The following is a 25,571-nucleotide window of genomic DNA, read 5'->3' as shown; positions in this document are numbered from 1 at the left end:
AGGACGAAGCAATGCTCGAGACCCTCGACCAGTTCCTCGGCGATACCGCCAGCCTCCTGTGGGGCAACCCGATTACGTTGATCCTGCTGCTGGGCACGGGGCTCTACCTGACCATCCGCCTGGGACTGGTGCAGATCGTCGCCTTCCGCCAGGGCTGGCGCGCGCTGCGCGGCACCGACGGAAAGGCCGGCGGCCAGGGCCAGATCTCGCCCTTCCAGGCGCTGTCCACGGCCCTGTCCGGGACCATCGGCACCGGGAATATCGCCGGCGTCGCCACGGCCATTGCGCTCGGCGGCCCCGGGGCCCTCTTCTGGATGTGGGTAACCGCCTTCTTCGGCATGGCCACCAAGTTCGCGGAGACCACCCTGGCCGTACGCTACCGCGAAATCGCCCCGGACGGGAGTGTGGCCGGTGGCCCGATGTTCACCCTGCTCAACGGGCTGAACATGAAGAAGATGGCCATCCTGTTCGCCGCCTTCACGCTGATCGCCTCGTTTGGCATCGGCAACATGGTGCAGGCCAATTCCGTGGTCGACGGTTTGACCTTCATGGTGCCCACGCTGCGCGCGGACGACGACATCATGGGCTGGATGGCCCTGATCATCGGCCTGACCATGGCCGTGCTCGTGGCGCTGGTCATCATCGGCGGGGTCAGGCGCATCGCGATGATCGCCTCGGCCATCGTGCCGTTCATGGCGGTGGTGTACATGATCGGCGCATTCATCGTGATCGTCGCGAATATCGAGGCCGTGCCGGCCGCCGTGGCCACCATCCTGAATCTGGCGCTGAACCCCTGGGCCGCGGGTGGCGGCGCGATTGGCCTCGCCATCCAGTACGGCGTCGCGCGCGGCATGTTCTCCAACGAGGCGGGCCTGGGCTCCTCGGCCATGGCCCACGCCGCGGCCAAGAACGCCAACCCGCCCCGCGAGGGTTCGGTCGCCATGCTCGAGCCGTTCATCGACACCATCGTCGTCTGCACCCTGACCGGCCTCGCCATCGTCGTCACCGGCGCCTACATCGACCGCGCCGACGACGTGGTCGGTGCCTCGCTGACCGCCACGGCCTTCAGCGCCACGCTGGGACCGTTCGGGGCGATGGTCGTGGGCTTCAGCCTGATGCTGTTCGCCTTCTCCACAATGATCGCCTGGTCCTATTACGGCGACCGGTCGGCGTATTTCCTGTTCGGCGAGCGCGCGGTGATGCCCTATCGCATCGTGTTCGTGATCCTGATTGTGATCGGGGCGACCATCCCGCTGGGCATGGTCTGGAACTTCTCCGACATTGCCAACATCCTGATGGCCGCACCCAACCTGATCGCGCTGATCCTGCTGGCCGGGCTGGTGAAGAAGCTGCGCGACGACTATCTCTCCGACCGACCGTACAATCCTCACCATGGCCGCTGACACCCCGGACAACACCAACCGCAGCCCGCACGACCCGTTCGCCCAGGGCCCGGCCCGGCCGGACACGGCCATGCTGGTGCGCGAGGTCGAGATGGCGCTGACCGAAGACCTCGGCCCCGATGCCCTGGCCGGCGACATTACCGCGGCGCTGGTCCCGGAGGATCGCGCCGCCCGCGCCACCCTGCTGCTGAAAGAACCCGCCGTGCTGTGCGGCCAGGCGTGGTTCGACCGCGCGTTTGCGAGCCTCGCGCCCGAGACCCGCATCGACTGGCAAGTGGCCGAGGGCGCCGTGCTTGAACCGGACGGAGCGCAGCCCGTCGCCACGCTCGAGGGCCCGGCCCGCGCCGTGCTGGCCGCCGAGCGTGCCGCGCTCAACCTGCTGCAAACGCTGTCCGGAACCGCAACCGAAACCGCGCGCTGGGTCGCCCGCCTGGGCGACACCCACAGCCGGATACTGGATACCCGCAAGACACTCCCGGGCCTGCGTCACGGGCAGAAGTACGCGGTGCGCATCGGCGGCGGCCACAACCACCGCCTCGGGCTCTGGGACGCCGTGCTGATCAAGGAGAACCACATCGCCGCCTGTGGCTCCATCGCGGCTGCCGTGGAGCGCGCCCGCACGCTCGGGGCCGGCCGCTGGGTGGAAGTGGAAACGGAGAACCTGGACGAGGTCGATCAGGCGCTGGACGCCGGCGCCGACGTGATCATGCTGGACGAACTCTCGCGGGATGACCTCGCCACCGCTGTGCGGCGCATCCGGGGGCGGGCCATCTCCGAGGCCTCGGGCGGGGTCACGCCGGACAGCCTCGCCGAGATCGCGGCCACCGGCGTCGACTACATCTCGGTCGGTGCGCTGACCAAGCATGTCCGCGCCATCGACTTCTCCCTGCGCCTCGACTCGTAACCGCCTCGCGCCAAGCCACGCTGCGAGGCTTTATCCAGCGTTCTGCGTTCGTTCCGGCTGGGAATGGTTCATCATCTGGTGTTTACGGTGGCTTCGGTCCACCGCCTGCCAAGCGCTGTTTCGCCAGCGCGCCCCGAGTTACTTCTTTGCTCGTGCAAAGAAGTAACCAAGAAACACGCCCGGGATTCGCCCGGGAACCTTGCTCCGGACGCGCCAGGCCGGCGGCGCTGAAACTCGCTTCGCTCAAACAGTCAGCGCCTTTTCTCCGGCCTGTCACGCCCTCCACAAGGGGCTCATATCGGGAGGGAAGGTCAAAACAGAAGGTGTTCCAGCACTTCTGGCTATCCCGTACGCCGTAGGGTGCGTTGAGCGTAGCGAAACGCACCGTTCCGACGCCGGGGAAACCCTGATGCGATTCGCTGCGCTCATCACATCCTACGATGGGGCCTGGCGCCCGCTTGCGGGCGCGGCACGCCAAGGCCGCAGGCCGCGCGTGCCAAGATGTCCGAATACCTTGCCTCCAACCATTGGCACAAACGTCGGGGTAGCCGTTGTCTTGACCTTCATCCCCCCGTATGAAGCCCCTTGCGGAAGGGTGCTCGGGACGGAAGAGAGGCGCTGACTGTCTGAGCGGAGCGACAGCGCAGCGAGTTTCAGCGCCGCCGGCCCGAGGGCCCTGGAGCAAGGTTCCCGGGCGGAATCCGGGTGCCCTTCTTTGGGTACTTTCTTGGGCAAGCAAGAAAGTACCTCGGGGCGCGCTGCCGAAACAGCGCAGGCAGGCGGCGGAGCGAAGGCACCGTAAACACCGGATGCCGAACCAGGCCCAGCCTTGAAGCGCCGACGGCTAGCGGGACTCGTCGTCGGATTCGGGGGCGGGCTCGAGGCGGAGCTGGCCATTGGCGTCGCCCTCGGGCGGTGCGAGGGTGAAGCCCGCGTCGGAGGCGACATCCGCCAGATCTCGGATCGCATCCAGCGGTGGCAGCTCCTCCAGCCGCTTCAGGCCCAGGTCGTCGAGGAACGTCCGCGTCGTCGCATACAGCGCAGGCCGACCGGGCACCTCCTTGTGCCCCACCACGCGTACCCATTCGCGTTCCTGCAGGGTGCGCATGATCCCGGAGCTTACCGCGACGCCGCGTACCGCCTCGATCTCGGCGCGCGTCACCGGCTGGCGATAGGCAATGATCGCCAGCGTCTCCAGCAGCGCGCGCGACAGCCGCGCGGGGCGCTCGGGCTGCGCCGCCTGGACCGTGGCCGAGAAGCGGGCCCGCACGCGGAAGCGATACCCGCCAGCGGTGCGCACCAGCTCGATGGCGCGATCCGTATAGCGTTCCTGCAGCCGGCCAATCGCCTGATCCAGCGTCGGCTGGTCGATCTCGCCCAGGTCCTCGCAGGCGGCCTTCAGGTCGCGCGGTGCGACCGGCTCGGCGGCGGCAAACAGGACTGCCTCGATCGCGAGTTCGATGGCACCGAGCGTATCGGTGTCGATCTCGGTAGTGACTTGCGGGGCGTCAGGGCTGGTGACGTCGTTCATGCATCCTCCGTGTCCGGCCGGCCACCCCGGCGGCGCAGCCGAATCGGGCTGTAGGGTTCGCTCTGGCCCCACTCCACCAGGCCGGACTTGGTCAGCTCCAGCACGGCGAGAAATGAGACCACCACGCCCTGGCGGCCTTCGGAGGCGAGCAGGAGCGTGACGAAGTCGGTAAAGCGCTCCGTGTGCAGGACCTCGAGGATACTGCTCATGCGCTCGCGCACCGACAACTGCTCGGTGGAGATGTGATGGTGTGCGGAGAGGCTGGCCCGATGCATCACGGCGGCCAGGGCCTCCATCAGCTCGTCCATCGTGGGGGCCGGGGGTGGCGGCCCCTCCAGCGCCTCGACGCTGGCGCCGGCGGCGTACACGTCGCGGTCCATGCGCGGGATCTCGTCCAGCCGCTCGGCCGCGGTCTTGAACTGTTCGTATTCCTGCAGCTGACGGATCAGCGCCATGCGCGGATCCGTGTCCTCGTCCGCGTCGGCCTCCACCGGGCGCGGCAGCAGCATGCGCGACTTGATCTCGGCGAGCAGCGCCGCCATCACCAGGTACTCGCCGGCCAGCTCCAGCCGCAGCGCGCGCATGACCTCGATATAGGCCATGTACTGACGCGTGATCTCGGCGATCGGGATGGCGAGGATGTCGAGGTTCTGCCGCCGGATCAGGTACAGCAACAGGTCCAGCGGTCCCTCGAACGATTCAAGGAAGACCTCCAGCGCATCCGGGGGGATATACAGATCGGCCGGCAGTTCCGCCACCGGCTCGCCATGCACGCGATAGACAAACTCGCCTTCCGCTCCGGTCTCGACCGTCGCGGGATTGTCCAGGTCCGTCAGCTCATCGCGCGGGTCCATGGCTCATCTCGGTGGGAGCATTCCGAAACCGCTCATCGCAGGTAGTCCAGGCCCATCACGCGGCGCACCTCTTCCAGGGTCTCGCGCGCCTCTTCGCGCGCGGCCTCGGAGCCCTCGACGATGATCGAACGCACCAGGGCCGGGTCCTCGGCGTACTCCTTTGCGCGCTGCTGGATCGGCTCGAGCTCCGCCTGCACCTCTTCGATCAGCGGGCGCTTGCAGTCGATACAGCCAATCCCGGCCGAGGTGCAGCCCTCGTGCAGCTCGGCCCGTTTGGCCTCGTCGGTATAAACCAGGTGCAGATCCCAGACCGGACACTTCTCCGGCGTGCCGGGATCGGTGCGACGCACACGCGCCGGGTCCGTCGGCATGGTCCGGATCAGTTTTTCCACCTCAGCCGGCTCGGTGCGCAGGCTGATGGTGTTGCCGTAGCTCTTGGACATCTTGCGCCCATCCAGACCCGGCATCTTCGCGGTAGGCGTGAGCTTGGAATGGGGCTCGGGCAGGATGATCTTGCCACCACCTTCAAGGTAGCCGAACAGGCGTTCGCGATCGCCCAGCGAGATGTTCTGCTGCGATTCGAGCATCGCCCGGGCCACTTCCAGCGCCTCGTCCTCGCCGTGCTCCTGAAAGCGCTTGCGCAGGTCGCGATAACGCTTGGCGGCCTTCTTGCCCATCTTGTCGATCGCCGCCTCGGCCTTTTCCGCAAACCCCGGCTCGCGGCCATAGAGATGGTTGAAGCGGCGAGCGATCTCGCGCGTGACTTCCAGGTGCGACACCTGATCCTCGCCAACCGGAACCATGCCGGCACGGTAGGCGAGCACGTCCGCGCTTTGCAGCACGGGATAGCCCAGAAAGCCGTAGGTGGCCAGGTCCTTCTCGCGCAGCTGCTCCTGCTGATCCTTGTACGTGGGCACACGCTCCAGCCAGCCCAGCGGGGTAATCATCGACAACAGCAGGTGCAGCTCCGCGTGCTCCGGCACGCGCGACTGCACGAACAGCGTGGCGGAACCGGGGCTCACCCCGGCCGCCAGCCAGTCGATCACCATCTCGGTGACATGCTGTTGCAGGTCGCCCGGGTCTTCATAGTGTGTGGTCAGCGCGTGCCAGTCGGCGACGAAGAAGAAGCACTCGTAGTTGTGCTGCAGCTCGATCCAGTTTTTCAGGACGCCGTGATAATGGCCCAGATGCAGGTGCCCGGTCGGGCGCATGCCCGAGATCACGCGCTGGTTCGTTCCCTGGGTGCTGGTCACGAGTGGTTCCTTCTCCGTTATTCGTGGGGTTCGTTGGGGATGATACTCAGAACATGCCGCCCGAAAGGGCAAACAGCATGCCCAACAGGGCCGCCGTGCGATCGCGTTCGTTCACGTACACGCGACCGTCCTCCATATTCAGGTGTCCGCGCCAGAGCTCGGCATCGGCGTCGCGCTGCAGCCAGCCCTGGGCCGCCAGGGTATGAAGACGTTCGTCCAAATCCGCGTCCGGGTACGCGGACTCGAATTCCCGCACCCATTCCAGCCCGAGCCGCAGTTCGCTGTCCAGTACCAGGGTCTCCAGCGGCCGGGTACGGAAACCGCGCGCGTCGCCGCGCAGGCCCAGCTCGGTCTCCAGGGCCACCTGGCGGGCGGGGGATTCGTTGAACGAGGCCTTCAACTCGGCCGCCGGGCTGTGTTCGATCATGCGCTCGATCGCGTCGGTAATCACCGACCCGCCAAGCGCCAGGCGCTGACCGCGTTCCAGATCACGCTCCTGCAGCGCCTCCAGGTCCTGAATCATCTGCAACAGTGCCGGGCGATCCCAGCGCAGCAGCGCAAACTGGAGATCCACGGTCTCGAGCTCCAGCACGTCGGCGTCCGCCTCGCGCAGGCGAACCTCGTCGATCTCCAGGCGCAGGCGGCTGTCCAGGCGATCATTGCTGGTCTTCTGGAAGGCATTCACTCGCGGCCGGGTCAGCTCCATCTCGCCCTGCTCGTCGCGAACGTGCAGGTGCGCGGCCGCCAGCCCCCCCTCGTAATCCGGCAGGCGGCCGTAGACACCATCCTCGTCCGGTTCGAATACGGTCGCGAAACGGGCCTGTTCGACCCGCAGGTCCGCCTCGTCGTCATGCACACGCAGCGCGGGCAGGTCCAGGCTCAGCAGCAGTTGCTCCGCCGACCAGGCAAAGCGCCCCTGTCCCGCATCCAGCTCGAGCCAGAGCGGCCCATCGCCATCAACACGGTCGGCCACATCCGGGACCTCCATCAGGTCCAGCGTCAGGGGCTCGAACTGCACGCGCGTGGTCAGACGACCGCCCATGCCGGCATGCGTCTGCACGACCAGATCGAGCTCGTGCAGCAGATGGGCCGCGAGCGAGCCCTCCGGGGCTTCGAGGGCGTCCAGGTCCACGTTCGACTCGCCGCGCGCGCCGAGCACACCGTGGCGCACCCGGTGCTCCAGCGGGATGACCAGCTCGGTCTCGCCGTCGTCCAGCGTCAGCTCGCTGCGCGCGCTCGCGGTTCGATAGCTGCGCCGGTATTCGACCATCTCGTGGCGCAGATCCACCTCGCCGATGCGTGCCTGCTGCGTCTCGGTCACGTTGCGCTCGACCTGCCCGCCGACAAACACCGGCCAGGCGGCGACCACGATCAGCAGCGCCAGTAGCAGCACAATCCACTTACGCATCACGCATCTCCCCTGGCCTCCATGCCCTTACGACTCATCAAGGAACGCCACATCGCCGACACCGTGACGGATGATCTCCGGCACATCACCGGTCAGGTCGATCACGCTCGTCGGCTCCAGGGTGCCGGCACCGCCATCGACGACCTCGTCCACGACCTTCGACAGCCGCTCGTCGATCACCCAGGGTTCGCTCAGCGGCAGCTCCTCGCCCGGGAGCTGAAGGGTCGCGGTCATCAGCGGCGAGCCCAGTGCCTCCAGCAATGCCGACACGATACGGCTGTCCGGCACGCGCAGACCGATAGTGCGACGCTTGGGGTGCTGCAGGCGGCGCGGCACCTCGCGCGTGGCCGGCAGGATGAAGGTATAGGGCCCGGGTGTCAGACCCTTCATCAGGCGGAAGGCCGTGTTGTCCACCTTGGCGTAGACGCCGAGTTCCGAGAGGTCACGACACAGCAGCGTGAGGTGATGGGTATCGTCGACCTGCCGGATGCGGCGGATACGGTCAGCGCCCGCCTTGTCGCCCGGCAGACAGGCGAGGGCATAACAGGCGTCGGTCGGGATTGCGATCACCGCGCCCTCGTGCAGCCGCTCCAGGACCTGCCGGATCAGCCGGGGCTGCGGGTTTTCGGGGTGTATCGCGATCATGAACTCGACCATTAATGACAAGGCGCGCAGTGTAGCGCATGGTGGGCGGTGCTCATAAGGCGCCCCGCTCCCCGAGCGGCCCGCGTTAGAATCAGGAAAACGCTGATCAGTGTTTCCTTAACGCCCCAACCCACGGAGACCCCGATTGATGCTCTACATGATCCAGGGCCAGGATGCCCCCGACTCGCTGGATGCACGGCTGGCCGCGCGGCCGGAACACGTCGCCCGCCTGCAGGCCCTGCACGAGGCCGGCCGCCTGATCCTGGCCGGTCCGCTGCCGGCGATCGACAGCAACGACCCGGGCCCCGCCGGATTCACCGGCAGCCTGATCGTGGCCGAGTTTCCGTCGCTGGAGGCCGCCCACGAGTGGGCCGATGCCGATCCGTATGTCGCCGCGGGGGTCTATGCCTCGGTGGATGTTCGCCCCTTCAAGCAGGTGTTTTGATCATGCATATCCGTCCCGCGGCACTCGTTGTCGCCCTTGCCTTCGCCGGCCTTCTGGCCGCCTGCGGTAACGACGACGAGGGCCTGCCCCTGCCCGAAGAAGAGGCCAGCGAACACGACGAGGTCGTCGCCGATACCGACGACGAGGACACGGTCGCCATCGTCAATGATCGCGCGATCACCCGCGCCGATCTGTTCACCTACGCCGGCATGGACGAGGATCCGGGGGTGGCCGCGCAGGGCGAAGGGGTACTGGACGAGGTCATCAGCCTGGAACTGCTGCGCCAGGAGGCCCTGAAACGCGGACTGGGTGACGACCCCGAGATCCAGCGCATCCTGAAAATGGTCGAGACCAATCTGCTGGCATCCACGCTGATGGAGCGCATCGCCGAGGAACTCGAGATCAGCGAAGAAGAGGTGGAGGCGGAATACGAACGCCAGGTCGAATACCTGCGCGGCACCGAGTACCGCGCGCGTCACATCCTGGTCGAGGACGAGGACAGCGCGCGCGAGCTGCTGGCACAGCTGGACGACGGAGCCGATTTCGCGGAGCTGGCCGAGGAACACTCCATCGACCCGGGATCCGCCGCTCGAGGCGGGGACCTGGGATGGTTCACGCCCGATGGCATGGTGCCGGAATTCGCCGCTGCCACCGAGGCCCTGGAACCCGGCGAGACCACCGACGCGCCCGTGCAGTCACAGTTTGGCTGGCACCTGATCCGTCTGGACGACACCCGCGAGGTGGAAGTCCCGCCGCTGGACGAGGTGCGCGCCGAGATCATCGAGATCCTGGAAAGCCGCGCCATCCAGGAAAAGCTGGAGGACCTGCGCGCCAAGGCGACGATCGAGATCCCGAACCGGCCGGAGAACTGATCCCGCGCCGTTCGGGCGGGCACGTCAGTGCCCGTGACCGCCGTGCCCGTGGCTCGCGTCATCGCGCTCCATGTGGTCGTGCCCGGCACCCTCCTCGGCCTCGCCGCGGCGCACCTGCATGTGCAGATCCATGGTCTCGCCGTCCTCGAAGGTCACCCGCACGGCGACCCAGTCACCGGCCGTCAGCGGCTCGTGCAGGCCGATGAACATCAGATGCAGGCCACCCGGCTCCAGCACCAGGGTCTCGCCCGCGGGCAGGTCCAGGTGATCGACCTCGCGCATGCGCATCACGCCATCTTCATGGGTGTGCTCGTGCAATTCGGTGGTCTTCGCGATTGGCGACTCGGCGGCCACGATACGGCGATCGGACTCGCCGGTATTGCGCAGCTCCAGATAGCCGGCGGTGGTATCCCCGGGTACCAGGCGCACCCAAGGCGTGCCTTCCATCTCCAGCCCTTCCAGGCATTCGCACACCTCCGGGGCCTCCCCGGCCACCGCGGTACCCGCGGTGCCCGCGCCCAGGCTCAGGACCAGGGCGGCGGCCGCAAGAGATCGTAATACGGCGAGTTTGATCATCAGTTTCTCCACGGTTCGCTGTGACGCATCCTAACCTAGGGGAACGCGACGCGTGCGATTCGATCCGCGTCTCCCTAGAATGTCGCGCCGGGAAGGAACCCTCTGGCCCTTACGGGCTCCAATCGAGCGACCGGCCCTGCCCCATCCGACCGAGAACATAATGCCGCGCCTTCTCCGACGTGCCCTGCCCCCCCTTCTGATCCTCGCCGCCGCGATCGTGGGCTTTCTTGTACTGCGTGCGACCGGTCCCGAGGCGCCTGCGCCCGAGGCCACCGAGCGCACCTGGCCCGTGCAGGGACTGGTGGCCGAACTGGGCGAGCACCACCCTGGCATCCTGCTGAACGGGCGCAGCGCATCGGCCCAGACGGCCACCCTGCGCGCGGCCGTCGAGGGCGAGATCGAGGCCGTCCCGGCCCGCATCGGGGCCCGCATGGAGGCGGGCGAAACCCTGGTGCGCATCGACCCGCGCGAGGCGGAACTGCTGCTGGCCCAGCGCACGGCCGAACGCCGCGAACTGGAAGGCGCAAAAGAGAGCGAAGAGATTCGGGCCCGTTTCGATCGCGAAGCCCTGGTGCGTGAGCGCGAACTCCTGGAAATCGCCGAACGCGGCCTGCGCCGCGCCCAGAACCTGCGCGAACGTGACCTCGGCTCCGAAACCGACGTGGACACGGCCCGGGAGGCCCTGGAACAGGCCAGCCTGACCGTGGACAACCGCGAGCAAGCAATCGTCGATGCCCCGATGCGCAAGGCCCAGGCGGAAGCCCGGCTGGAGCGCGCGCGGGCGGCCGAGGATCAGGCGCGCATCGATCTCGAGCGCACCACGATCGCCGCGCCCTTCGATGCCCGCGTGGTCGAGGTCGAGGTGGCGTCTGGCGAGCGCGCCCGCGCTGGAGACCCGTTAGTACGCCTGTTCGCACTCGATGACCTGGAGATTCGCGCCAGCATCCCCGATTACATCCTCCCGCGCATCGAGGAGCTGCTGGACGCAGGCGAAGCTCTGACCGCTCATGCGCAGGTGGGTGGACGCACGGTGCGTACCGAACTGACACGCCTGGAGGGCGAGACGCGTGCGGGCGAAGCCGGTACGCGCGGCATCTTCGAGGTCCGCGAGGGCCATTCTGCGTTGAATCTCAATCGCTTTGTTGAACTAACCCTGCGCCTGCCGGCCGAGCCCGACAGCCTGGCCGTACCCTACGAGGCCCTCTATGGCCGGGATCAGGTCTTCCGCGTCGTGGACGGCCGCATGCAGTCGCTGCGGGTCGAGCGCCTCGGCGAATTCATGACCGATGCCGGGGACGCCCGTGCCCTGATCCGTCACCCGGACCTGCAGACGGGCGACATCCTGGTCGCCACCCGCCTGCCCAATGCCGTGGACGGGCTGAAGGTCGAGGTCGAGGAGCCCGGCGAACGCCCGGATCGCGATGCCGCGATCCCGCGCGCTTTCGACACCAACGCGGATCAGGACCCGAACGATGGCTGATGCCGATCCCGGCCAGCGCGCCGGCGACGGCCCGGACGGACGCCCGATGCCCGGCGGGGGGACGCGCGACAACGGCCAGCCACCGCGCGGCCCGATCCAGATCTTCCTGGAACACCGCCTGGCCGCGAATCTGCTGATCGCGCTGATGCTGCTGGCCGGGGCATTCGCGCTGACCAAGCTGAACACCCAGTTCTTCCCGAACTTCGAGCTGGACTTCATGACCGTGGAAGTGGTCTGGAGCGGGGCCAGCGCCGAGGACGTGGAACAGGCGATCATCGATCCCCTGGAACAGGACCTGCGCACCATCGACGGCCTGCGCAACATGACCTCGACCTCCGCGCTGGGGGTCGGCGTGGTGACCCTCGAGTTCGAGGCGGGCACGGACATGACGCGGGCCGCCGAGCAGGTCAATGACCGCGTCGACCAGCAGCGCAATCTGCCGGAGGACGCCGAAACCCCGGTGGTCAAGCGAATCATCCGCTACGAGCCCGTGGCCCGGCTGCTGATTACCGGCCCGGAAGACCCGCAGCAGCTGCGCCGGCTGGCGCGGCAGTTCGAGCGGGAGCTGCTGGATGCCGGCATCGCCCAGATCGAGTTCACCGGGCTGACCGAGGACGAGATGGCCATCCAGGTGCCGTCGCGGGATCTCTATCGCCTGGACATGACCCTGGAGGAGATCGGCACCCAGATCCGCGAAATGGCGCAGGACTTCCCCGCCGGCTCGGTCGGGCGCGACGATACCGCCCGCCAGATTCGCAGCCTGGAGCAGGCCCGCGATGTCGTCGGCTTCGAGCGGCTGATCCTGCGCGGCGACACCGATCTGGGGCGAATCAGGCTGGGCGATATCGCCGACATCGAACTGCGCCCGCGCGATGGCGAGGTACGCAGTCGCGCCAACGGCAAACCCGCCATCGAGATGCAGCTCATGCGTTCGGAGACAGGGGACTCGCTGGAGGCCGCGCGCGTCCTCGAGGACTGGCTGGAGGCGACCAGGCCCACCCTGCCACCGGGTGTGGATGTCCAGGTGATGGATGCCTTCTGGGAGCTCCTGGCCGAGCGCATCAATATGCTGCTCAAGAACGGCCTCGGCGGCCTGATGCTGGTGCTGGGCATCCTGTTCCTGTTCCTCAACCGGCATGTCGCACTGCGTGTGGCACTGGGCATCCCGATCGCATTTACCGCCGCCTTTGTCGTGCTGTGGGTCGTGGGTGGCTCGATCAACATGATCTCGCTGTTCGGCTTCATCATGTCGCTGGGGATCATTGTCGACAACGCGATCGTGGTCTCCGAACACGCCTACAGCCTGCACCAGCGCGGGCTGGACGCAGGGAGGGCCGCACGCGACGGCGCGCGGCGCATGCTCGGACCGGTGATCGCCGCCTCGCTGACCACGGTCGCCGCCTTCATGCCACTGATGCTGATTGGCGGGATGATCGGCAATATCCTGTTCGATATCCCGCTGGTGGTGATCTGCGTGATCGTGGCTACCCTGCTGATCGCCTTCCTGATCCTGCCGGCCCATCTGAAGGGGGTGATGCACCGGCTCGAGGAACCGCCACAGGGCAGTCTGCGGGCGCGCTTCGACGCCGGCTTCGAACGCCTGCGCAACGGCCCGTTCCGGCGCGCGGTCACGCGCTCGGTGGATCACGCGGGCGTCACCCTGGCGCTGGCCGTGGGCGCGCTGATTCTCGCCATTGGGCTGGCCGCCAGCGGCCGCATCGGCTTCACCTTCTTCCCCTCGCCCGAGGGCACCATCGTCAACGCAGGGGTGAACTTCGTCGCCGGCACGCCGCCCGAGCGCGTCGAGTCGTTCCTGATCCACGCCGAACGCGCCCTCGAGGAGACGGAGGAGGCGCTGGGCGGCAATCTGGTACGCACCTCCGTGACCCGCCTCGGCCAGGGGATCGACCCCGGCGATGGCAACGCACCCAAGGGGGAACAGTTCGGCAACATCCAGGTGGAGCTGGTCTCGCCGGAAGAACGAACCGTGCGCAACCGCGAGTTCATCCGTGAATGGGATGACCGCATCCGCCAGGCCCCGGGCATCGAGAACTTCTCCATCGATGAACGCCAGACCGGGCCGCCGGGGCGGGATCTCGATATCCGCCTGACCGGTGACGACCCGCATGTACTGAAAGAGGCCGCGCTGGAACTGGCCGACATGCTGGACGACTTCCCCGGGACCTTCGCCACCAGCGACGACACCCCGTTCGGTCGCGAGCAGTTCGTGTTCCAGGTGAAACCCGAGGGTCGCGCGGTCGGGCTGAGTACCGAATCGGTCGGCGGGCAGTTACGCAACGCCTTTGATGGATACCTCGCCCAGCTCTATCAGGACGGACTGGAGGAGGTCGAGGTCCGCGTGCGCCTCCCGGACAGCGAGCGCCACCGGACGGAGAGTCTGGAGCGGCTGAACCTGCGCCTGCCGGACGGGGCCTTCGTGCCACTGGACGACGTGGTGGATCTCCGTTCGCGCCAGGGGTTCGAGACCCTGCGCCATGCCGACACGCGGCTGGCCATCCAGGTATCGACCGAGGTGGACCGAGCGGTGAACAACGCCGCGCGCATCCGGGCGGCACTCGAGGACGGACCACTGGACGAGCTGTCGGACCGACACGGCATCGAATATTCCTTCGAAGGGCGTGCGGCGGACCAGGAAGAGACGTTCGCCGACATGCAGATGGGCCTCGTGCTGGCGCTGGGGCTGATGTACATCGTGCTCGCCTGGGTGTTCGGCTCCTGGGGCTGGCCGCTGATCGTCATGGCGATCATTCCCTTCGGGATTCTCGGTGCGCTGTTCGGGCACTGGGTGATGGGCGTGGAGCTCACCATCCTTTCGCTGTTCGGCCTGTTCGGGCTGACCGGGATCGTGGTCAACAACTCGATCATCCTGGTGAGCTTCTACCAGGGGCTGCGCGAGACCGGACTCGCCCTGCGCGAGGCGATCGTGGAGGCCGCCTGCCAGCGCCTGCGCGCGGTGATCCTGACCTCCGTCACCACGATCGCCGGCCTCACGCCGCTGCTGTTCGAGCGCTCGGTACAGGCGCAGTTCCTGATCCCGATGGCAATCTCGATCGTGTTCGGGCTGGCCTTCGCCACCCTGCTGGTGCTGTTCGTGATCCCCGCCCTGCTGCGTCTGTACGAGGGGCGCTTCGGGCGCGCGGAGACCGCCGAGGCACCTGTTTCTTGATTCTCGCTCGCCAGCGAGTAAACTTCCGGCGCCACAAATTCCTTTTACCGGGGCCCGGCCCCGGCAATCCCAACGTCTCAGGAGACAGGCATGGCTGGACATTTCCCGTTTGCTGGCAAGCGCGGCACGCGCTACGGCCTCGCCCCGCGCGGCAACATCGCCGCCTTTTTCGAGAAACACGGATTCAACGACGACCTGCAGGAGAAGTACTACAAGTGGTGGTACGACTGGGCCAAGGACTTCGTCGAGAAGGACGCCGACCTCTCCTACACCATGATCACCAAGTTCGACAGCTACCCGATGGGCACCCATGCCCATCACGCGTTCCACCTGAACGACAAGTACTGGCCGAGCTGCCTGGACGAGCTGGGCTCGTTCATCCGCGATGTCATCTTCCCGAAGATGGACGAAAAGGCGATGCATGATCTGGAAGAGAAGCACGCCAAGCTGATCAAGGATCTGGAGAAGGAAGCCGAGTCCAACCCGCGCGAAGCGGCCCCGGACGTCGGTCTTTTCCGCCACGTCTGACCGGCAACCTTGCGGCAGCATCCGGCCCCGCCCTGCGGGGCCGGTTTGCGTTGCGGCCCCGGGAGATACCGCCACATGAACGCGGCCAAGCGTGAAGCCATCTTCGAACGCCTGAAGGCGGCAAATCCCGAGCCGACCACCGAGCTCGAGTACAACACCCCGTTCGAGCTGCTGATCGCGGTTATCCTGTCGGCCCAGGCCACGGATGTCGGCGTGAACAAGGCCACGCGCCGCCTCTACGCCGTCGCCAACACCCCCGAGGCCATCCTCGATCTGGGGCTGGACGGGCTGAAGGAACACATCAAGACCATCGGGCTGTACAACGCCAAGGCCGAGAACATCCTCAAGACCTGTCGCATCCTGGTCGAGCAGCACGGCGGCGAGGTCCCGCGCGACCGCAAGTCGCTCGAGGCCCTGCCGGGTGTGGGGCGCAAGACCGCCAACGTAATCCTGAACACCGCCTTCGGCGTACCCACCATCGCGGTGGACACCCACATCTTCCGAGTCGCCAACCGCACCGGACTGGCCCCCGGCAAGAACGTGCTGGAGGTCGAGAAGCGGCTGATGCGGCTGACCCCGAAGCCCTATTTGCAGGACGCCCATCACTGGCTGATCCTGCACGGGCGTTATGTCTGCAAGGCGCGCAAGCCCGAGTGCTGGCGCTGCCCGATCGAGGACCTGTGCGAATACAGGGCCAAGACTCCACCCCCGGCCGCCGCCTGAACCCCGCGACGCCACCCCGAGGACACAGCATGTACGGCAACCGAGACCAGATCCGCACCCAGTTCGTCGACGCCTGGCAGAAGGCGCAGGCCGGCGAAACGTTGACCGACCTGGAACAGCAGCTGGTGGACGTGATCTCGGAACACCCCGAGTACCACGACTATCTCAAGGACCGCGAGACCGCGCTGACCGGCGAATTCCCGCCGGAGCTGGGCACCTCCAATCCGTTCCTGCACATGGCGATGCACCTGAGCCTGCGTGACCAGGCCCGCACCGACCGCCCCGAGGGCATCCGCGCCCTGCACCAGGGCCTGTGCGCCCGCTTCGGGGTGATGGACGCCGAGCACCGGATGATGGAGTGCCTGGGGCAGGCCCTGTGGGAGGCGCAGCGCAACAACGCGGCGCCGGACCAGAACGCCTACATGGAGTGCCTGCGCCAGCTCGCCGGGCGCTGACTCAGGCGCGCTGCGGCTCCGGCGTGGGCCGTCGGTCCAGCCCCAGCCGATCCAGCAGCACCAGCATCGCGGGCGTGAACAACAGGGTCAGCGGCGTGGCGACGAACAGCCCCCCGGCGATCGCGGTCGCGAGCTGCACCCAGAAACCGGTCACCGGCGCCCCGACGTAGAAGTCCCTTCCGGCAAAGTCGACGGTCCAGGCCAGCACCATGGGCATCAGGCCGAGGATCGTGGTGATCGCGGTCAGCAGCACCGGCCGCATGCGCTGGGCGGCGGCCCGCAGGGCCGCCTCCAGCGCATCCAGGCCGCGTCGACGCTGTTCGTTGTAGGTGTCGATCAACACGATGTTGTTGTTCACCACGATCCCGGCCAGCGCCAGCACCCCGATCCCGCTCATCACGATCCCGAACGGCTCGCCGCGCAGCAGCAGGGCCAGCAGCACCCCGGCGGTGGAGAACACGATCGCCGACATCACCAGCAGCGCCTGCGAGAAGCGGTTGAACTGGGTGACCATCATCGCGAGCATCAGGAACAGCGACAGCGCGAAGGCCGCGAGCAGGAAGCGCGCCGCCTCGGCCTGCTCCTCGGCCTGGCCGCGAAACCGCAGCTGCACCTCCGGGTCCAGCTCCATTTCGGCGATGCGCGCCTCGAGGGCCCGCTGGCGCTCGTCCACCAGGTAGCCACTGGCGGCATCCGCCTCCAGGGTGTAGGCGCGGTCGCCGTCGCGCCGCTTGATCAGCCCGGTGGCCGGCACCGGCACCAGCTCGGCGAAGTGCGCCAGGGGGACGAGTCCGGTCGCGCCCGGCAGGTTCAGGGTGGCCAGTTGCTGCAAGTGGCGCTGATCCGCCGGCAGGCGCAGGCGGATGTCGACCTCCTCGTCACTGTAGTCCGGGCGGTAGCTGCCAAGCTGGATGCCGCGGGTCAGGAGCTGGACGCCCTCGCCCAGCAGCGGAACATCCACGCCGAAGCGCGCCGCCTGCTCGCGGTCGAAGCGGACCTCCAGCTCGATCCCGGGCAGTGGCAGGTCGTCGGTCACGTCCTCGAAGCCACCCAGATCGTCCATCGCGCTGCGGATCTCGCGAATCACCGGCGCGATGCGGTCGGCATCGCGACTCGAGGCCTCGACCACGATCGGCCGCCCCTCGCGCGGGCCGCGTTCCTGGGCGCGAAACTGCAGGCGGATCCCGGGCAAGTCGGCGGTGCGCTCGCGCAGTTCCTCGATAATCGATGCCGCCGGCGGGCGATCCCGCCAGGAGATCAGTTCCAGCTGGATCAGCCCGATGACATCCTCCGGGTAGTCGCCCTGAAGCCGCCCGAGCTGGGTACCGATAGTCCGCGCATAGACATGATGAATCTGGGGCACTCCCTGCAGGCGGTCCTCCACCTGCCGCACCAGGGCGTCCGCCTCCCACACCGACAGGTCGCCGCGCGCCTGCACCTGCACCTGCACGAAGTCCGGTTCCACCTGCGGGAAGAACTCCACCCCGCGCCCCTGCTGGGCATACAGCGCATATGCGGCAGCGACCAGCGCCAGCGTGCCCGCGAGCGTCCAGCCGGGATGGCGCACCAGCGGCTGCAGCAGGCGGATGTAGGCACGGGTCAGGCCCTGCAGTTCGTCATAGCGGCCCTCCTCGGCCGCGCGTACGTAGCGGGTCTGGGCCGGGTTGATCGGACGGCTCTGGCCGATCACTGCGCCCAGCGCCGGGATGAACACCAGCGCCATCGCCAGCGAGGCGATCAGGGTCACGATCACCGTGGCCGGCAGATAGACGATGAACTCGCCCACCATGCCGGGCCACAGCAGCATCGGCGCGAACACCGCAAGCGTGGTCCCGATCGCGGTGGTGATCGGCCAGGACATGCGCTGGGCCGCGGCACGGAAGGCCTCCCGCCGCGGCATGCCCTCGGCCACATAGCGGTCGGCCAGTTCCACGACCACCACCGCACCATCCACCAGCATGCCAACCACCAGGATCAGCGCGAACAGCACCACCACATTGAGGGTGAACCCCATCAGATAGATCGCCAGAATGCCGCCGAGGAAGGCCCCGGGTATGGCCAGCCCCACCAGCAGGGCCGCGCGCGCCCCCATCATCGCCAGGATCACCAGGGCGACGATCAGCACCGCCGTGATCACGTTGTTCTCGAGATCGCCCAGCAGGTCGTCGACATCGCGCGCCATGTCCTGCAGGTAGGTCACCTCGACCGTCTCCGGCCAGTCGGCCCGCGCCGCCTCGATGGTCGCGCGCGCGGCGGCCACCACCTCCAGGATGTTGGCCTCCGAGGCCTTGCGGATCTCCAGCGACACCGAGGGCTGGCCGTCGATGCGGGTGAATCCTTCCGGGTCCAGATAGCTCTGGCGGACCTCGGCGACATCGCGCACCCGCACCACCGCGTCGCCCTCGACCCGGATGGCGGTATCCAGCACATCGTCGACGTCGTCGATGGTACCCGGCACCCGCAGAGGAATGCGCCCGGCCCCGGTATCCAGCGCCCCGGCCGCGATCAGGCGGTTGTTGCGCTCGATCGCGCGGGTCAGTTCGTCGAATGACAGCTCAAAGGTCTCCAGCACCAGCGGATCGACCAGGACCTCCATCTGTTCCTCGCGGTCTCCACCGACATCCGCCTCCAGCACCCCCGGAATCGCCTCCACGCGGTCGCGCAGGTCCCGCGCCAGGCGCACCAGCGTGCGCTCGTCCAGCGGACCGGACAGATTCAGCGTGAGCACCGGGAACATGGACAGGTCGACTTCGGAGACGCTGGGCTCGTCCGCCCCGGCGGGCAGTTCGGGGCGGACCTGGTCGACCTCCTCGCGCAGGTCCGACAGGGCCCGGCGATTGTCCCAGCCGGGCTCGAAGTCCAGCCGCACCAGGGCGAAGCCCTCGCCCGCCCAGGACTGCATCTCGTCCACCCCGGGGAGGGTCTGCAGCTCGCGCTCCAGCGGGCGCAGCATCAGGCGCTCGGCATCCTCCGGACTGACCCCGGGATAGGGCACGGACACAAAGAAAATGGGGATGTCGATCTCGGGGGCCGCCTCCTTGGGCACCACCTGGTAGGCGGTCGCACCCAGCACCAGGATCAGCAGCAGGAACAGCAGCACCGTCCGGGCGTGTTCTACCGCCCAGGCGATCAGGGCCTTCACGGCAGCGCCCCGCCCACCGGTTGGGGCACGCCCGCCTCGGCGTCTGGCGGCTCCCCTCCGGGACGCGGTCGCACCGTCTCGCCCGGGGTCACGAAGCCGTGGCCGATGGTGATCACCTGCGCGCGCTCCGGCAACCCGGTGACCCAGACCCCGTCGGTGGCGGCGCGGATCACCTCGACCGCATGGAAGACCACCCGGTCCTCGTCATCCACCGTCTTCACCCCGACCCGGCCGTTGTCGTCCAGTCCCATCCAGGCCGGCGAGAGCTTGTGCGCCGCGACCGTCTCGGTCGGGATCTCGACCCCGGCGCTGATCCCGGAGGGCAGCGCCTCGTCGGCATTCGGGACCTCGACCTCCACGCGGAAGGTCTGCGTGCCGACCTCGGCCACCCGCGAGACGAACCGGACCTCGCCCTCGGCGCGGCGCCCGTCCAGAAAGCGGATGCGCGCCGCCTGGCCCGGCTCCACGCGCCCGATCTGGTGCTGCGGCACATGCACCACCGCCAGCAGCGGGTCGTTGTCCACGATCTCCGCCACCGGGTCGCCACGTGCCACGAAGTCGCCCCGCTCCGCCAGGCGCTGATTCACCACCCCGGCCACCGGCGCGACGATGCGCGTGTTGCGGATATCCAGCTCGATCGCCTCCAGCTCCGCCCGGGCGGCCTCGCGCTCGGCCTCGCGGGCCTCCAGCTGGGTGCGCGATACATGGCCCTGATCGTGCAGCCTCTGGGCGGCCTCGTATTCGCTCTCGGCCCCGCGCAGCCGCGCGATCGCCTGGCGCCGGCGTGCCTCGCGGTCGTCCATGCGCAGCCGCGCCAGGGGCTCATCGGCGGCGACGCGCGCCCCGCGGGCCACCTCCCACTCGGCCACCTGGCCGGCGGTCTCGGCGCGCACCATCACGCGCAGATCCGGCTCCACCCGGCCCTGCAGGACCAGCAGGCGCTCTACCGGCTCTGCCTCCAGTTCGGTTACCGCCACCGCCAGCGGTTGTCGATCCACGGCAGGCGGGGCATCGTCCACTTCCCGGCCGAGCATCCCGGAGGCAATCCAGAGGATCACCAGCACCAGCACGCCCAGCGCGACCAGCACGCGCGACTGCCCGCACAGGCGCTGCCACCAGGAATCAGCCATCAACCCATCTTCCCTGTGTGTCGGGTGTGTTCATCGTGCCCCGCCGAACAGACGCTGCCACCAGCGCCGGCGACTGCCGGTCGGCGGCATCGCGGCCTCCAAATCCACCGGTGGCACCTGCGAGAGTACCCAGCCAGGCAATACCCGCAGCCCGGAGGACCCGCAGCTGGACCCCAGGTTGTTGGGATCGAAGATCTTCACGAAACTCGGGGCCTCGCGGTCGTCGACATAGACGATGCCGCAGTAATCCTCGTCGTGATCCTGCCGCAGCAGGCGATCGACCTCCTCCAGGAAGCGCCGGAAGTCCTCCGCCGAGACCGGCGCCTGGGGCACCACATCACCCACGGCATAGACATACCAGTGCTCATCCGCCCGTTCGCGCAGGCGCGCCCACAGCGCGTCCAGATCGGACCAGTACAGCATGCCCGTGCTCCCCGCCTGGAAGCGCTGGAGAAACTCGGGCTCGGAGGCGGGCTGGGCGGACATCGCAATAACCGGTCGGGGCTGATACGTCATCGTAGCCCGGCACGGGTCCGGTTGCATGGAACCCCCGGCCTGCGCGAGCCTCTCAACAGCAAGTGCCGCTCAACCTTCCCGGCGTCTCGACAATGCGTCAGCTTACTCATAACACCTCCCTTCGCGCGGAGCCGGAGCAGGTCTTCGACCTGCTGAGCCACGTGCCCAACTTTGTCGATCTTTGCGACAACGTGGAGCATATCGAGCCGCTGGGGGACGACCGCTACCGCTGGACGATTCGCGCGGCCGGCATGAAGCTGCATTTCGATGTCGAGGTCTGCGAGGCCGCGCGCCCCGAGTACTTCGCCTGGCGCTCGATCCGCGGCATCCAGAATCGGGGCAGCTACCGGCTGAGCCCGGGCGAACCCGGCCACACGCAGGTGGAGTTCGAGCTGCAATACCGCCTGGGCAGCCCGCTGCTCGAGGCTGCGGTGCGGCGTGCCGCGCATTCGCTGGTCGAACGCGTCTCCGGCCAGCTGATGAACCGCGTGCAACGCCGGCTCGACACCGACAACGGGCGTGCCTGACAGCCCGGAGGAGCGGCCTAAAGCGTGCGGACCGGCGTCTTGTGCCGCCATTCCCCGTATACCGACGCCAGCACGCCGGCAGCCGCCAGAAATGCCGCGAACACGTAGACCGAGGCCGGGCTGATGCCGTCCCACAGATACCCCGCGACCAGGCTTCCGGCAGCGCCCCCGAGCCCGAAGCTCAGCGAGGAGTACAGGGCCTGTCCGCGCCCCTGGAGGCGGCCGGGAAAGAAATAATGAATCAGCGAGATGGCGGCGGCGTGATAGACGCCATAGCTGGCCGCGTGCAGGGCCTGGATGAACAAAAGCATGGGCAGGGAATCGGGGATGGCGGCCAGAAGCCCCCAGCGCAGGGTGGTCAGCACCAGTGCCACCGATACCAGGAACCACGCCCCGAAGCGCAGGATCAGCTTCGGCAGCAGCAGGAACAGGACCACCTCCGCCGCCACTCCGAGCGCCCACAACTGCCCGGCCACCGCCCGCGAGAACCCGGCCTCCTCCAGATACAGCGTAAAGAACGCGTAATAGGGACCGTGGCTCGCCTGCATGAAAAAGCAGGCCAGAAACAGCGCGATCACCTCCGGCCGCTTGAGTACCGCGACCAGCGCCGGGACGTTGTTGTCCTGCTCCATGTCACGCACCGGCTCGCGCACCCAGAGCGTCGCCAGCCAGAGAGCCGCGAAGATGCCGAGCACGATCCAGGGCAGCCAGGCGATGTCGATATGGTCGAACGCCCAGCCCAGAAGCGCGACCGCGACAATGAACCCGACGGAGCCCCACAGCCGGACCAGCGCGTAGCGATGGGCATCGCGACCCAGCGTACGCATGGTGGTCGCCTCGAACTGCGGGAGGATCGCATTCCAGAAGAAGCTGAACGCGGCCATCACCACCGCCAGCCACCAGTAGCCGGTGTACAGCAGTACCCCGGCAAAGGCGACCACACCGCCAAACGCCCCCCAGCGGGTGATCGGCATGTGCGCGCCGGCGCGATCCGCGAGCCAGCCCCAGACGTTGGGTGCAATGATCTTGGTGGCGAGCACGATCGCCATCAGCTCGCCGATCTGCGATCCGCTAAAGCCGGCCTCGGACAGATACGGGCCCCAGAACGGCATGAACGCACCGAGGCTCGCGAAATAGAAAAAGTAGACCGTGGAAAGGCGCGCGCTGGGAATCACCGGAACGGACCTCCGGCACGGCCGACACGACGGAGCGTGCCCATATCAGTCGTGCGGGAGGTCGCGCAGTTCCGGCAGGCCGGTGTCGCCGACGTCGGCGTTTTGTCCGCGATGGCGCAGAGCATGGTCCATCAGTACCAGCGCCATCATCGCCTCCGCGATCGGGGTCGCGCGGATCCCCACGCAGGGGTCATGGCGGCCCTTGGTGACCACCTCCACCGGCTCCCCGGCGGTGTTGATGCTGCGCCCGGGCAGGCGGATGCTGGAGGTCGGCTTGAGCGCGATGCTCGCGCGCACGGCCTGGCCGGTGCTGATACCGCCCAGCACGCCGCCGGCGTGGTTCGACAGGAAACCCTCGGGGGTAATCTCGTCGCGGTGCTCGGTACCCCGCTGGGTCACCGACTCGAAGCCGGCCCCGATCTCTACGCCCTTGACCGCGTTGATGCTCATCAGCGCATGCGCCAGCTCCGCGTCCAGGCGGTCGAACACCGGCTCGCCCCAGCCCGCCGGCACACCGACAGCCTCGACAGTCACCCGCGCGCCGATCGAATCGCCGGACTTGCGCAGGGCATCCATGTATTCCTCCAGCTCCGCGACCTTGTCCGGGTCGGGGCAGAAGAACGGGTTGTCGTTGACGATCTCCGGCTGCTTCGCCTCCAGCTCGATCGGGCCCAGCTGTGACAGCCAGCCACGGATCTCGATCCCGTAGCGCTGCTGCAGGTAGCGCCGGGCGATGCCACCCGCCGCGACGCGCAGCGCGGTCTCGCGCGCGGAGCTGCGCCCGCCGCCGCGGTAATCGCGCGAGCCGTATTTGCGGTGATAGGTATAGTCCGCATGCCCCGGACGGAAGCGATCCATGATCTCGCTGTAGTCCTTGGAGCGCTGATCGACGTTCTCGATCAGCAGGCCGATCGGGGTGCCGGTCGTGCGGCCCTCGAACACCCCGGACAGGATGCGTACCTGGTCCGGCTCGCGGCGCTGGGTGGTGTGGCGCGACTGTCCCGGCCGGCGGCGATCGAGGTCGAACTGCAGATCCGCCTCGCAAAGCTCCAGACCGGGCGGACAGCCGTCCACCACCGCGCCCAGGGCCGGCCCGTGACTCTCACCAAAGGTACTGACGACGAACAGTCGCCCAAAGCTGTTTCCCGACATGCGCGATAGTGTATCCATGCCGCGCGGTGCTGTCGCCTGTTGCCGCCCCGCCCGAGCGGCAAGACCACGATGTTTCTGCCATGATCGGGGTCGCAGAACCCATAACAAAGGACAGGAGATGGATATGACGCGTTCGATCAAGCGACTGGCTGCCGGTACCGCCGCCGCGGCCTGCCTGGGACTGGCCAGCGTGGCCCAGGCCGACGTGTTCAACCAGCGCATGATGAGCATGGAGCTGGCCAACGACATCGCCGAGGCCGCGGTGCTGGCCTGCCGCGAGAAGGGGCACCAGACCAGCGCCGTGGTCGTCGACCGTGCCGGCAACGACCGCGCCGTGCTGCGCGACAATCTGGCCGCCGTGCAGACCATCCAGATCGCCGGCGACAAGGCGCGCGCTACGGTCATGTCCGGCACCAGCTCCGGCAGCTTCCGGGCGAACCGCGAGGAAATCCGCATGGAGATGAACCACGTCGACGGCATCATCATGCTGGAGGGCGGGCTGCCGATCGAGGTCGCCGGCAGCATGATCGGCGCGGTGGGCGTGTCTGGAGCCCCTGGTGGCGACCTGGATGAAGAATGCGCCCAGGCCGCGCTAGACTCGGTTCAGGAACGACTCGACTTCGCGATGTAAGTGGCGCACGGCCAGGGACGGCCGACGGCCCACGCCCGGAGCCTTAATGGAAGACCCACTCGCCAACCAGAAAACGGTCCCCGCCCCCGGCGTGCACCGGATCAGCCCGCAGGAGGCGCATCGGCGGCTTCAGCAGCGCCCGCGCGACCTGCTGATCGACATCCGCTCCACTATGGAATTCCTGTTCGTCGGGCACCCGCAGGGCGCCATCCATATCCCGTGGATCGACGAGCCCGACTGGACCGTGAACCCCCACTTCGTGCCCCAGGTACGCAAACTGCTGCTGGGCGGGGCCGAGGACCACAGCGAGGATGCCCCCGCGCTCTACCTGATCTGCCGCAGCGGCAAGCGCACGCTGTCCGCCGGCCAGGCCCTGGTCGATGCCGGTATCGAGAATGTCTATTCAGTGGAGGAAGGCTTCGAGGGGCCGCTGGACGAACACCACCAGCGTTCCACCCGCGGCGGCTGGCGCTACCACGGGCTGCCCTGGGAACAGTGCTGATCGGTCACGCCTGGCGCAACCGAGTTTGCTAGCGGTGATACTCGCCGGCGCGCTCCGGCTGGTACTCGACGGCCTCAATGCGCACATGCATCTTCCCGCCACCCGGGCGCGGCCATTCGATCTCGTCCCCCTCGGACAGCCCCAGCAGCGCACTGCCCACCGGCGCCAGAATCGACAGCGTGCCACCGCTCTCGTCCACGTCGCGCGGGTAGACCAGCGTCAGCGAGAACTCCTCGCCGGACTCGATCACCCGGAAACGGACCCTGGAATTCATCGTGACCACCGACCCCGGGATCTCGTGTGAATCGACGACATCCGCACGATCCAGCTCGGCCTCCAGGTCGGCCTTGCCGGGAAAGCTGTCGTCCGGCAGCGATTCCAGCAGCTTGTCCAGGCGCTCCATGTCCGTGTTGGAGACGACGATCTTCGGATTACTCACCTTTACACACTCCAATAAAGCAGAACGCGCCCCCACGGGAGGCGCGCTGAATAAAACGGGGACAAATCCCAAATCGGCGAATCAGACCCGAGA

The 25,571-nt window shown here is 67.7% G+C and carries 24 protein-coding genes; 12 read left to right on the top strand and 12 right to left on the bottom strand.

Translation table 11 applies throughout. The features are described from left to right. Positions 1–11 precede the first annotated feature (11 nt). Both C995_RS0104635 and nadC read left to right on the top strand, forming a co-directional pair. A complete protein-coding gene (locus tag C995_RS0104635) occupies positions 12–1,403 on the top strand; it encodes a sodium:alanine symporter family protein (RefSeq protein ID WP_018863828.1) in 1,392 nt (463 codons plus the stop codon). Continuing rightward, positions 1,393–2,307: a carboxylating nicotinate-nucleotide diphosphorylase gene (gene nadC / locus C995_RS0104630; protein WP_018863827.1), complete on the top strand. Its 915-nt coding sequence runs from the start codon at positions 1,393–1,395 to the stop codon at positions 2,305–2,307. The genes C995_RS0104635 and nadC overlap by 11 nt, the downstream gene beginning before the upstream one ends. 844 nt (positions 2,308–3,151) lie before the next feature. Here nadC and scpB read toward each other — a convergent pair. From scpB to C995_RS0104605, 5 genes are read right to left on the bottom strand one after another with little or no spacing between them, the layout of a single operon-like run. After that, positions 3,152–3,838 carry an SMC-Scp complex subunit ScpB gene (gene scpB, locus C995_RS0104625; protein WP_018863826.1) on the bottom strand — a complete coding sequence of 229 codons (687 nt, stop codon included), beginning with the start codon at positions 3,836–3,838 and terminating at the stop codon, positions 3,152–3,154. After that, entirely contained in the window at positions 3,835–4,692 is an 858-nt protein-coding gene (locus tag C995_RS0104620) for a ScpA family protein (protein WP_018863825.1), read from the bottom strand. The genes scpB and C995_RS0104620 overlap by 4 nt, the downstream gene beginning before the upstream one ends. A gap of 32 nt (positions 4,693–4,724) precedes the next feature. After that, positions 4,725–5,945, bottom strand: coding sequence for a tryptophan--tRNA ligase (locus C995_RS0104615; protein WP_018863824.1), 1,221 nt, complete (start codon positions 5,943–5,945; stop codon positions 4,725–4,727). A gap of 46 nt (positions 5,946–5,991) precedes the next feature. Next, complete coding sequence (locus tag C995_RS0104610; protein WP_018863823.1) at positions 5,992–7,353, bottom strand: DUF945 family protein; 1,362 nt, start codon at positions 7,351–7,353, stop codon at positions 5,992–5,994. 27 nt (positions 7,354–7,380) lie between these two features. Continuing rightward, positions 7,381–7,998 (bottom strand): L-threonylcarbamoyladenylate synthase, encoded by a 618-nt coding sequence (locus C995_RS0104605; RefSeq protein ID WP_026278947.1) that lies wholly within the window; start codon positions 7,996–7,998, stop codon positions 7,381–7,383. A gap of 148 nt (positions 7,999–8,146) precedes the next feature. Between C995_RS0104605 and C995_RS0104600 the strand changes: the two genes are divergently transcribed. Together C995_RS0104600 and C995_RS0104595 are read left to right on the top strand one after the other, a co-directional pair. Continuing rightward, on the top strand, positions 8,147–8,443 hold the full coding sequence (locus tag C995_RS0104600) for a YciI family protein (RefSeq protein ID WP_018863821.1): 297 nt from the start codon (positions 8,147–8,149) through the stop codon (positions 8,441–8,443). A gap of 2 nt (positions 8,444–8,445) precedes the next feature. After that, positions 8,446–9,315, top strand: coding sequence for a peptidylprolyl isomerase (locus C995_RS0104595; RefSeq protein WP_018863820.1), 870 nt, complete (start codon positions 8,446–8,448; stop codon positions 9,313–9,315). 24 nt (positions 9,316–9,339) lie between these two features. On the opposite strand, the gene C995_RS0104590 is transcribed toward C995_RS0104595, so the two are convergent. Further along, a complete protein-coding gene (locus C995_RS0104590; RefSeq protein WP_018863819.1) occupies positions 9,340–9,891 on the bottom strand; it encodes a copper chaperone PCu(A)C in 552 nt (183 codons plus the stop codon). Positions 9,892–10,051: 160 nt separating this feature from the next. On the opposite strand from C995_RS0104590, the gene C995_RS0104585 reads away from it, so the two are divergent. The 5 genes from C995_RS0104585 to C995_RS0104565 all read left to right on the top strand — a co-directional run bounded on the left by C995_RS0104585 (position 10,052) and on the right by C995_RS0104565 (position 16,264). After that, entirely contained in the window at positions 10,052–11,371 is a 1,320-nt protein-coding gene (locus tag C995_RS0104585; protein WP_018863818.1) for an efflux RND transporter periplasmic adaptor subunit, read from the top strand. Then, positions 11,364–14,558 (top strand): efflux RND transporter permease subunit, encoded by a 3,195-nt coding sequence (locus C995_RS0104580; protein ID WP_018863817.1) that lies wholly within the window; start codon positions 11,364–11,366, stop codon positions 14,556–14,558. Before C995_RS0104585 ends, C995_RS0104580 begins: the two co-directional genes overlap by 8 nt. A gap of 90 nt (positions 14,559–14,648) precedes the next feature. Continuing rightward, positions 14,649–15,086 (top strand): hypothetical protein, encoded by a 438-nt coding sequence (locus tag C995_RS0104575; RefSeq protein ID WP_018863816.1) that lies wholly within the window; start codon positions 14,649–14,651, stop codon positions 15,084–15,086. Between the two features lie 75 nt (positions 15,087–15,161). Beyond that, positions 15,162–15,809 (top strand): endonuclease III, encoded by a 648-nt coding sequence (gene nth, locus C995_RS0104570; protein WP_018863815.1) that lies wholly within the window; start codon positions 15,162–15,164, stop codon positions 15,807–15,809. 29 nt (positions 15,810–15,838) lie between these two features. Then, positions 15,839–16,264: a DUF1841 family protein gene (locus C995_RS0104565; protein WP_018863814.1), complete on the top strand. Its 426-nt coding sequence runs from the start codon at positions 15,839–15,841 to the stop codon at positions 16,262–16,264. A gap of 1 nt (position 16,265) precedes the next feature. Here the strand turns inward: C995_RS0104565 and C995_RS0104560 are convergent, their stop codons facing one another. From C995_RS0104560 to C995_RS0104550, 3 genes are read right to left on the bottom strand one after another with little or no spacing between them, the layout of a single operon-like run. Next, the gene (locus C995_RS0104560; RefSeq protein ID WP_018863813.1) at positions 16,266–19,406 is read right to left on the bottom strand and encodes an efflux RND transporter permease subunit; all 3,141 of its coding nucleotides are present in this window, start codon (positions 19,404–19,406) and stop codon (positions 16,266–16,268) included. Next, positions 19,403–20,536 carry an efflux RND transporter periplasmic adaptor subunit gene (locus tag C995_RS0104555; protein ID WP_018863812.1) on the bottom strand — a complete coding sequence of 378 codons (1,134 nt, stop codon included), beginning with the start codon at positions 20,534–20,536 and terminating at the stop codon, positions 19,403–19,405. Before C995_RS0104555 ends, C995_RS0104560 begins: the two co-directional genes overlap by 4 nt. Positions 20,537–20,566: 30 nt before the next feature. After that, positions 20,567–21,022: a hypothetical protein gene (locus C995_RS0104550; protein ID WP_018863811.1), complete on the bottom strand. Its 456-nt coding sequence runs from the start codon at positions 21,020–21,022 to the stop codon at positions 20,567–20,569. Between the two features lie 122 nt (positions 21,023–21,144). Between C995_RS0104550 and C995_RS0104545 the strand changes: the two genes are divergently transcribed. Continuing rightward, a complete protein-coding gene (locus C995_RS0104545) occupies positions 21,145–21,579 on the top strand; it encodes an SRPBCC family protein (RefSeq protein ID WP_018863810.1) in 435 nt (144 codons plus the stop codon). 17 nt (positions 21,580–21,596) lie between these two features. Here the strand turns inward: C995_RS0104545 and C995_RS0104540 are convergent, their stop codons facing one another. Then, positions 21,597–22,754 (bottom strand): MFS transporter, encoded by a 1,158-nt coding sequence (locus C995_RS0104540; RefSeq protein ID WP_018863809.1) that lies wholly within the window; start codon positions 22,752–22,754, stop codon positions 21,597–21,599. Between the two features lie 45 nt (positions 22,755–22,799). After that, the gene (aroC, locus tag C995_RS0104535) at positions 22,800–23,906 is read right to left on the bottom strand and encodes a chorismate synthase (protein WP_018863808.1); all 1,107 of its coding nucleotides are present in this window, start codon (positions 23,904–23,906) and stop codon (positions 22,800–22,802) included. Between the two features lie 124 nt (positions 23,907–24,030). Here aroC and C995_RS0104530 point away from each other — a divergent pair, with 124 nt between their 5' ends. Both C995_RS0104530 and C995_RS0104525 read left to right on the top strand, forming a co-directional pair. Continuing rightward, entirely contained in the window at positions 24,031–24,537 is a 507-nt protein-coding gene (locus C995_RS0104530; protein WP_018863807.1) for a heme-binding protein, read from the top strand. Between the two features lie 46 nt (positions 24,538–24,583). Further along, positions 24,584–25,039 (top strand): rhodanese-like domain-containing protein, encoded by a 456-nt coding sequence (locus tag C995_RS0104525; protein ID WP_018863806.1) that lies wholly within the window; start codon positions 24,584–24,586, stop codon positions 25,037–25,039. Between the two features lie 28 nt (positions 25,040–25,067). On the opposite strand, the gene rnk is transcribed toward C995_RS0104525, so the two are convergent. Beyond that, positions 25,068–25,478 (bottom strand): nucleoside diphosphate kinase regulator, encoded by a 411-nt coding sequence (rnk, locus tag C995_RS0104520; RefSeq protein WP_018863805.1) that lies wholly within the window; start codon positions 25,476–25,478, stop codon positions 25,068–25,070. Between the last annotated feature and the right edge of the window lie 93 nt (positions 25,479–25,571).

It is taken from the genome of Thioalkalivibrio sp. ARh3 (assembly GCF_000377265.1).
Lineage (GTDB): Bacteria > Pseudomonadota > Gammaproteobacteria > Ectothiorhodospirales > Ectothiorhodospiraceae > Thioalkalivibrio > Thioalkalivibrio thiocyanoxidans.
This window is presented reverse-complemented; position numbering and strand designations above follow the sequence as displayed.

Coding starts and splice junctions, on each gene's coding strand:
- C995_RS0104530 (WP_018863807.1), top strand. CDS start 24,031: ATGACGCGTTCGATCAAGCGACTGGCTGCCGGTACCGCCGCCGCGGCC.
- C995_RS0104575 (WP_018863816.1), top strand. CDS start 14,649: ATGGCTGGACATTTCCCGTTTGCTGGCAAGCGCGGCACGCGCTACGGC.
- C995_RS0104585 (WP_018863818.1), top strand. CDS start 10,052: ATGCCGCGCCTTCTCCGACGTGCCCTGCCCCCCCTTCTGATCCTCGCC.
- C995_RS0104590 (WP_018863819.1), bottom strand. CDS start 9,891: ATGATCAAACTCGCCGTATTACGATCTCTTGCGGCCGCCGCCCTGGTC.
- nadC (WP_018863827.1), top strand. CDS start 1,393: ATGGCCGCTGACACCCCGGACAACACCAACCGCAGCCCGCACGACCCG.
- C995_RS0104580 (WP_018863817.1), top strand. CDS start 11,364: ATGGCTGATGCCGATCCCGGCCAGCGCGCCGGCGACGGCCCGGACGGA.
- C995_RS0104620 (WP_018863825.1), bottom strand. CDS start 4,692: ATGGACCCGCGCGATGAGCTGACGGACCTGGACAATCCCGCGACGGTC.
- aroC (WP_018863808.1), bottom strand. CDS start 23,906: ATGTCGGGAAACAGCTTTGGGCGACTGTTCGTCGTCAGTACCTTTGGT.
- C995_RS0104605 (WP_026278947.1), bottom strand. CDS start 7,998: ATGATCGCGATACACCCCGAAAACCCGCAGCCCCGGCTGATCCGGCAG.
- C995_RS0104610 (WP_018863823.1), bottom strand. CDS start 7,353: ATGCGTAAGTGGATTGTGCTGCTACTGGCGCTGCTGATCGTGGTCGCC.
- C995_RS0104600 (WP_018863821.1), top strand. CDS start 8,147: ATGCTCTACATGATCCAGGGCCAGGATGCCCCCGACTCGCTGGATGCA.
- nth (WP_018863815.1), top strand. CDS start 15,162: ATGAACGCGGCCAAGCGTGAAGCCATCTTCGAACGCCTGAAGGCGGCA.
- C995_RS0104555 (WP_018863812.1), bottom strand. CDS start 20,536: ATGGCTGATTCCTGGTGGCAGCGCCTGTGCGGGCAGTCGCGCGTGCTG.
- C995_RS0104525 (WP_018863806.1), top strand. CDS start 24,584: ATGGAAGACCCACTCGCCAACCAGAAAACGGTCCCCGCCCCCGGCGTG.
- C995_RS0104545 (WP_018863810.1), top strand. CDS start 21,145: ATGCGTCAGCTTACTCATAACACCTCCCTTCGCGCGGAGCCGGAGCAG.
- C995_RS0104565 (WP_018863814.1), top strand. CDS start 15,839: ATGTACGGCAACCGAGACCAGATCCGCACCCAGTTCGTCGACGCCTGG.
- scpB (WP_018863826.1), bottom strand. CDS start 3,838: ATGAACGACGTCACCAGCCCTGACGCCCCGCAAGTCACTACCGAGATC.
- C995_RS0104595 (WP_018863820.1), top strand. CDS start 8,446: ATGCATATCCGTCCCGCGGCACTCGTTGTCGCCCTTGCCTTCGCCGGC.
- C995_RS0104550 (WP_018863811.1), bottom strand. CDS start 21,022: ATGTCCGCCCAGCCCGCCTCCGAGCCCGAGTTTCTCCAGCGCTTCCAG.
- C995_RS0104635 (WP_018863828.1), top strand. CDS start 12: ATGCTCGAGACCCTCGACCAGTTCCTCGGCGATACCGCCAGCCTCCTG.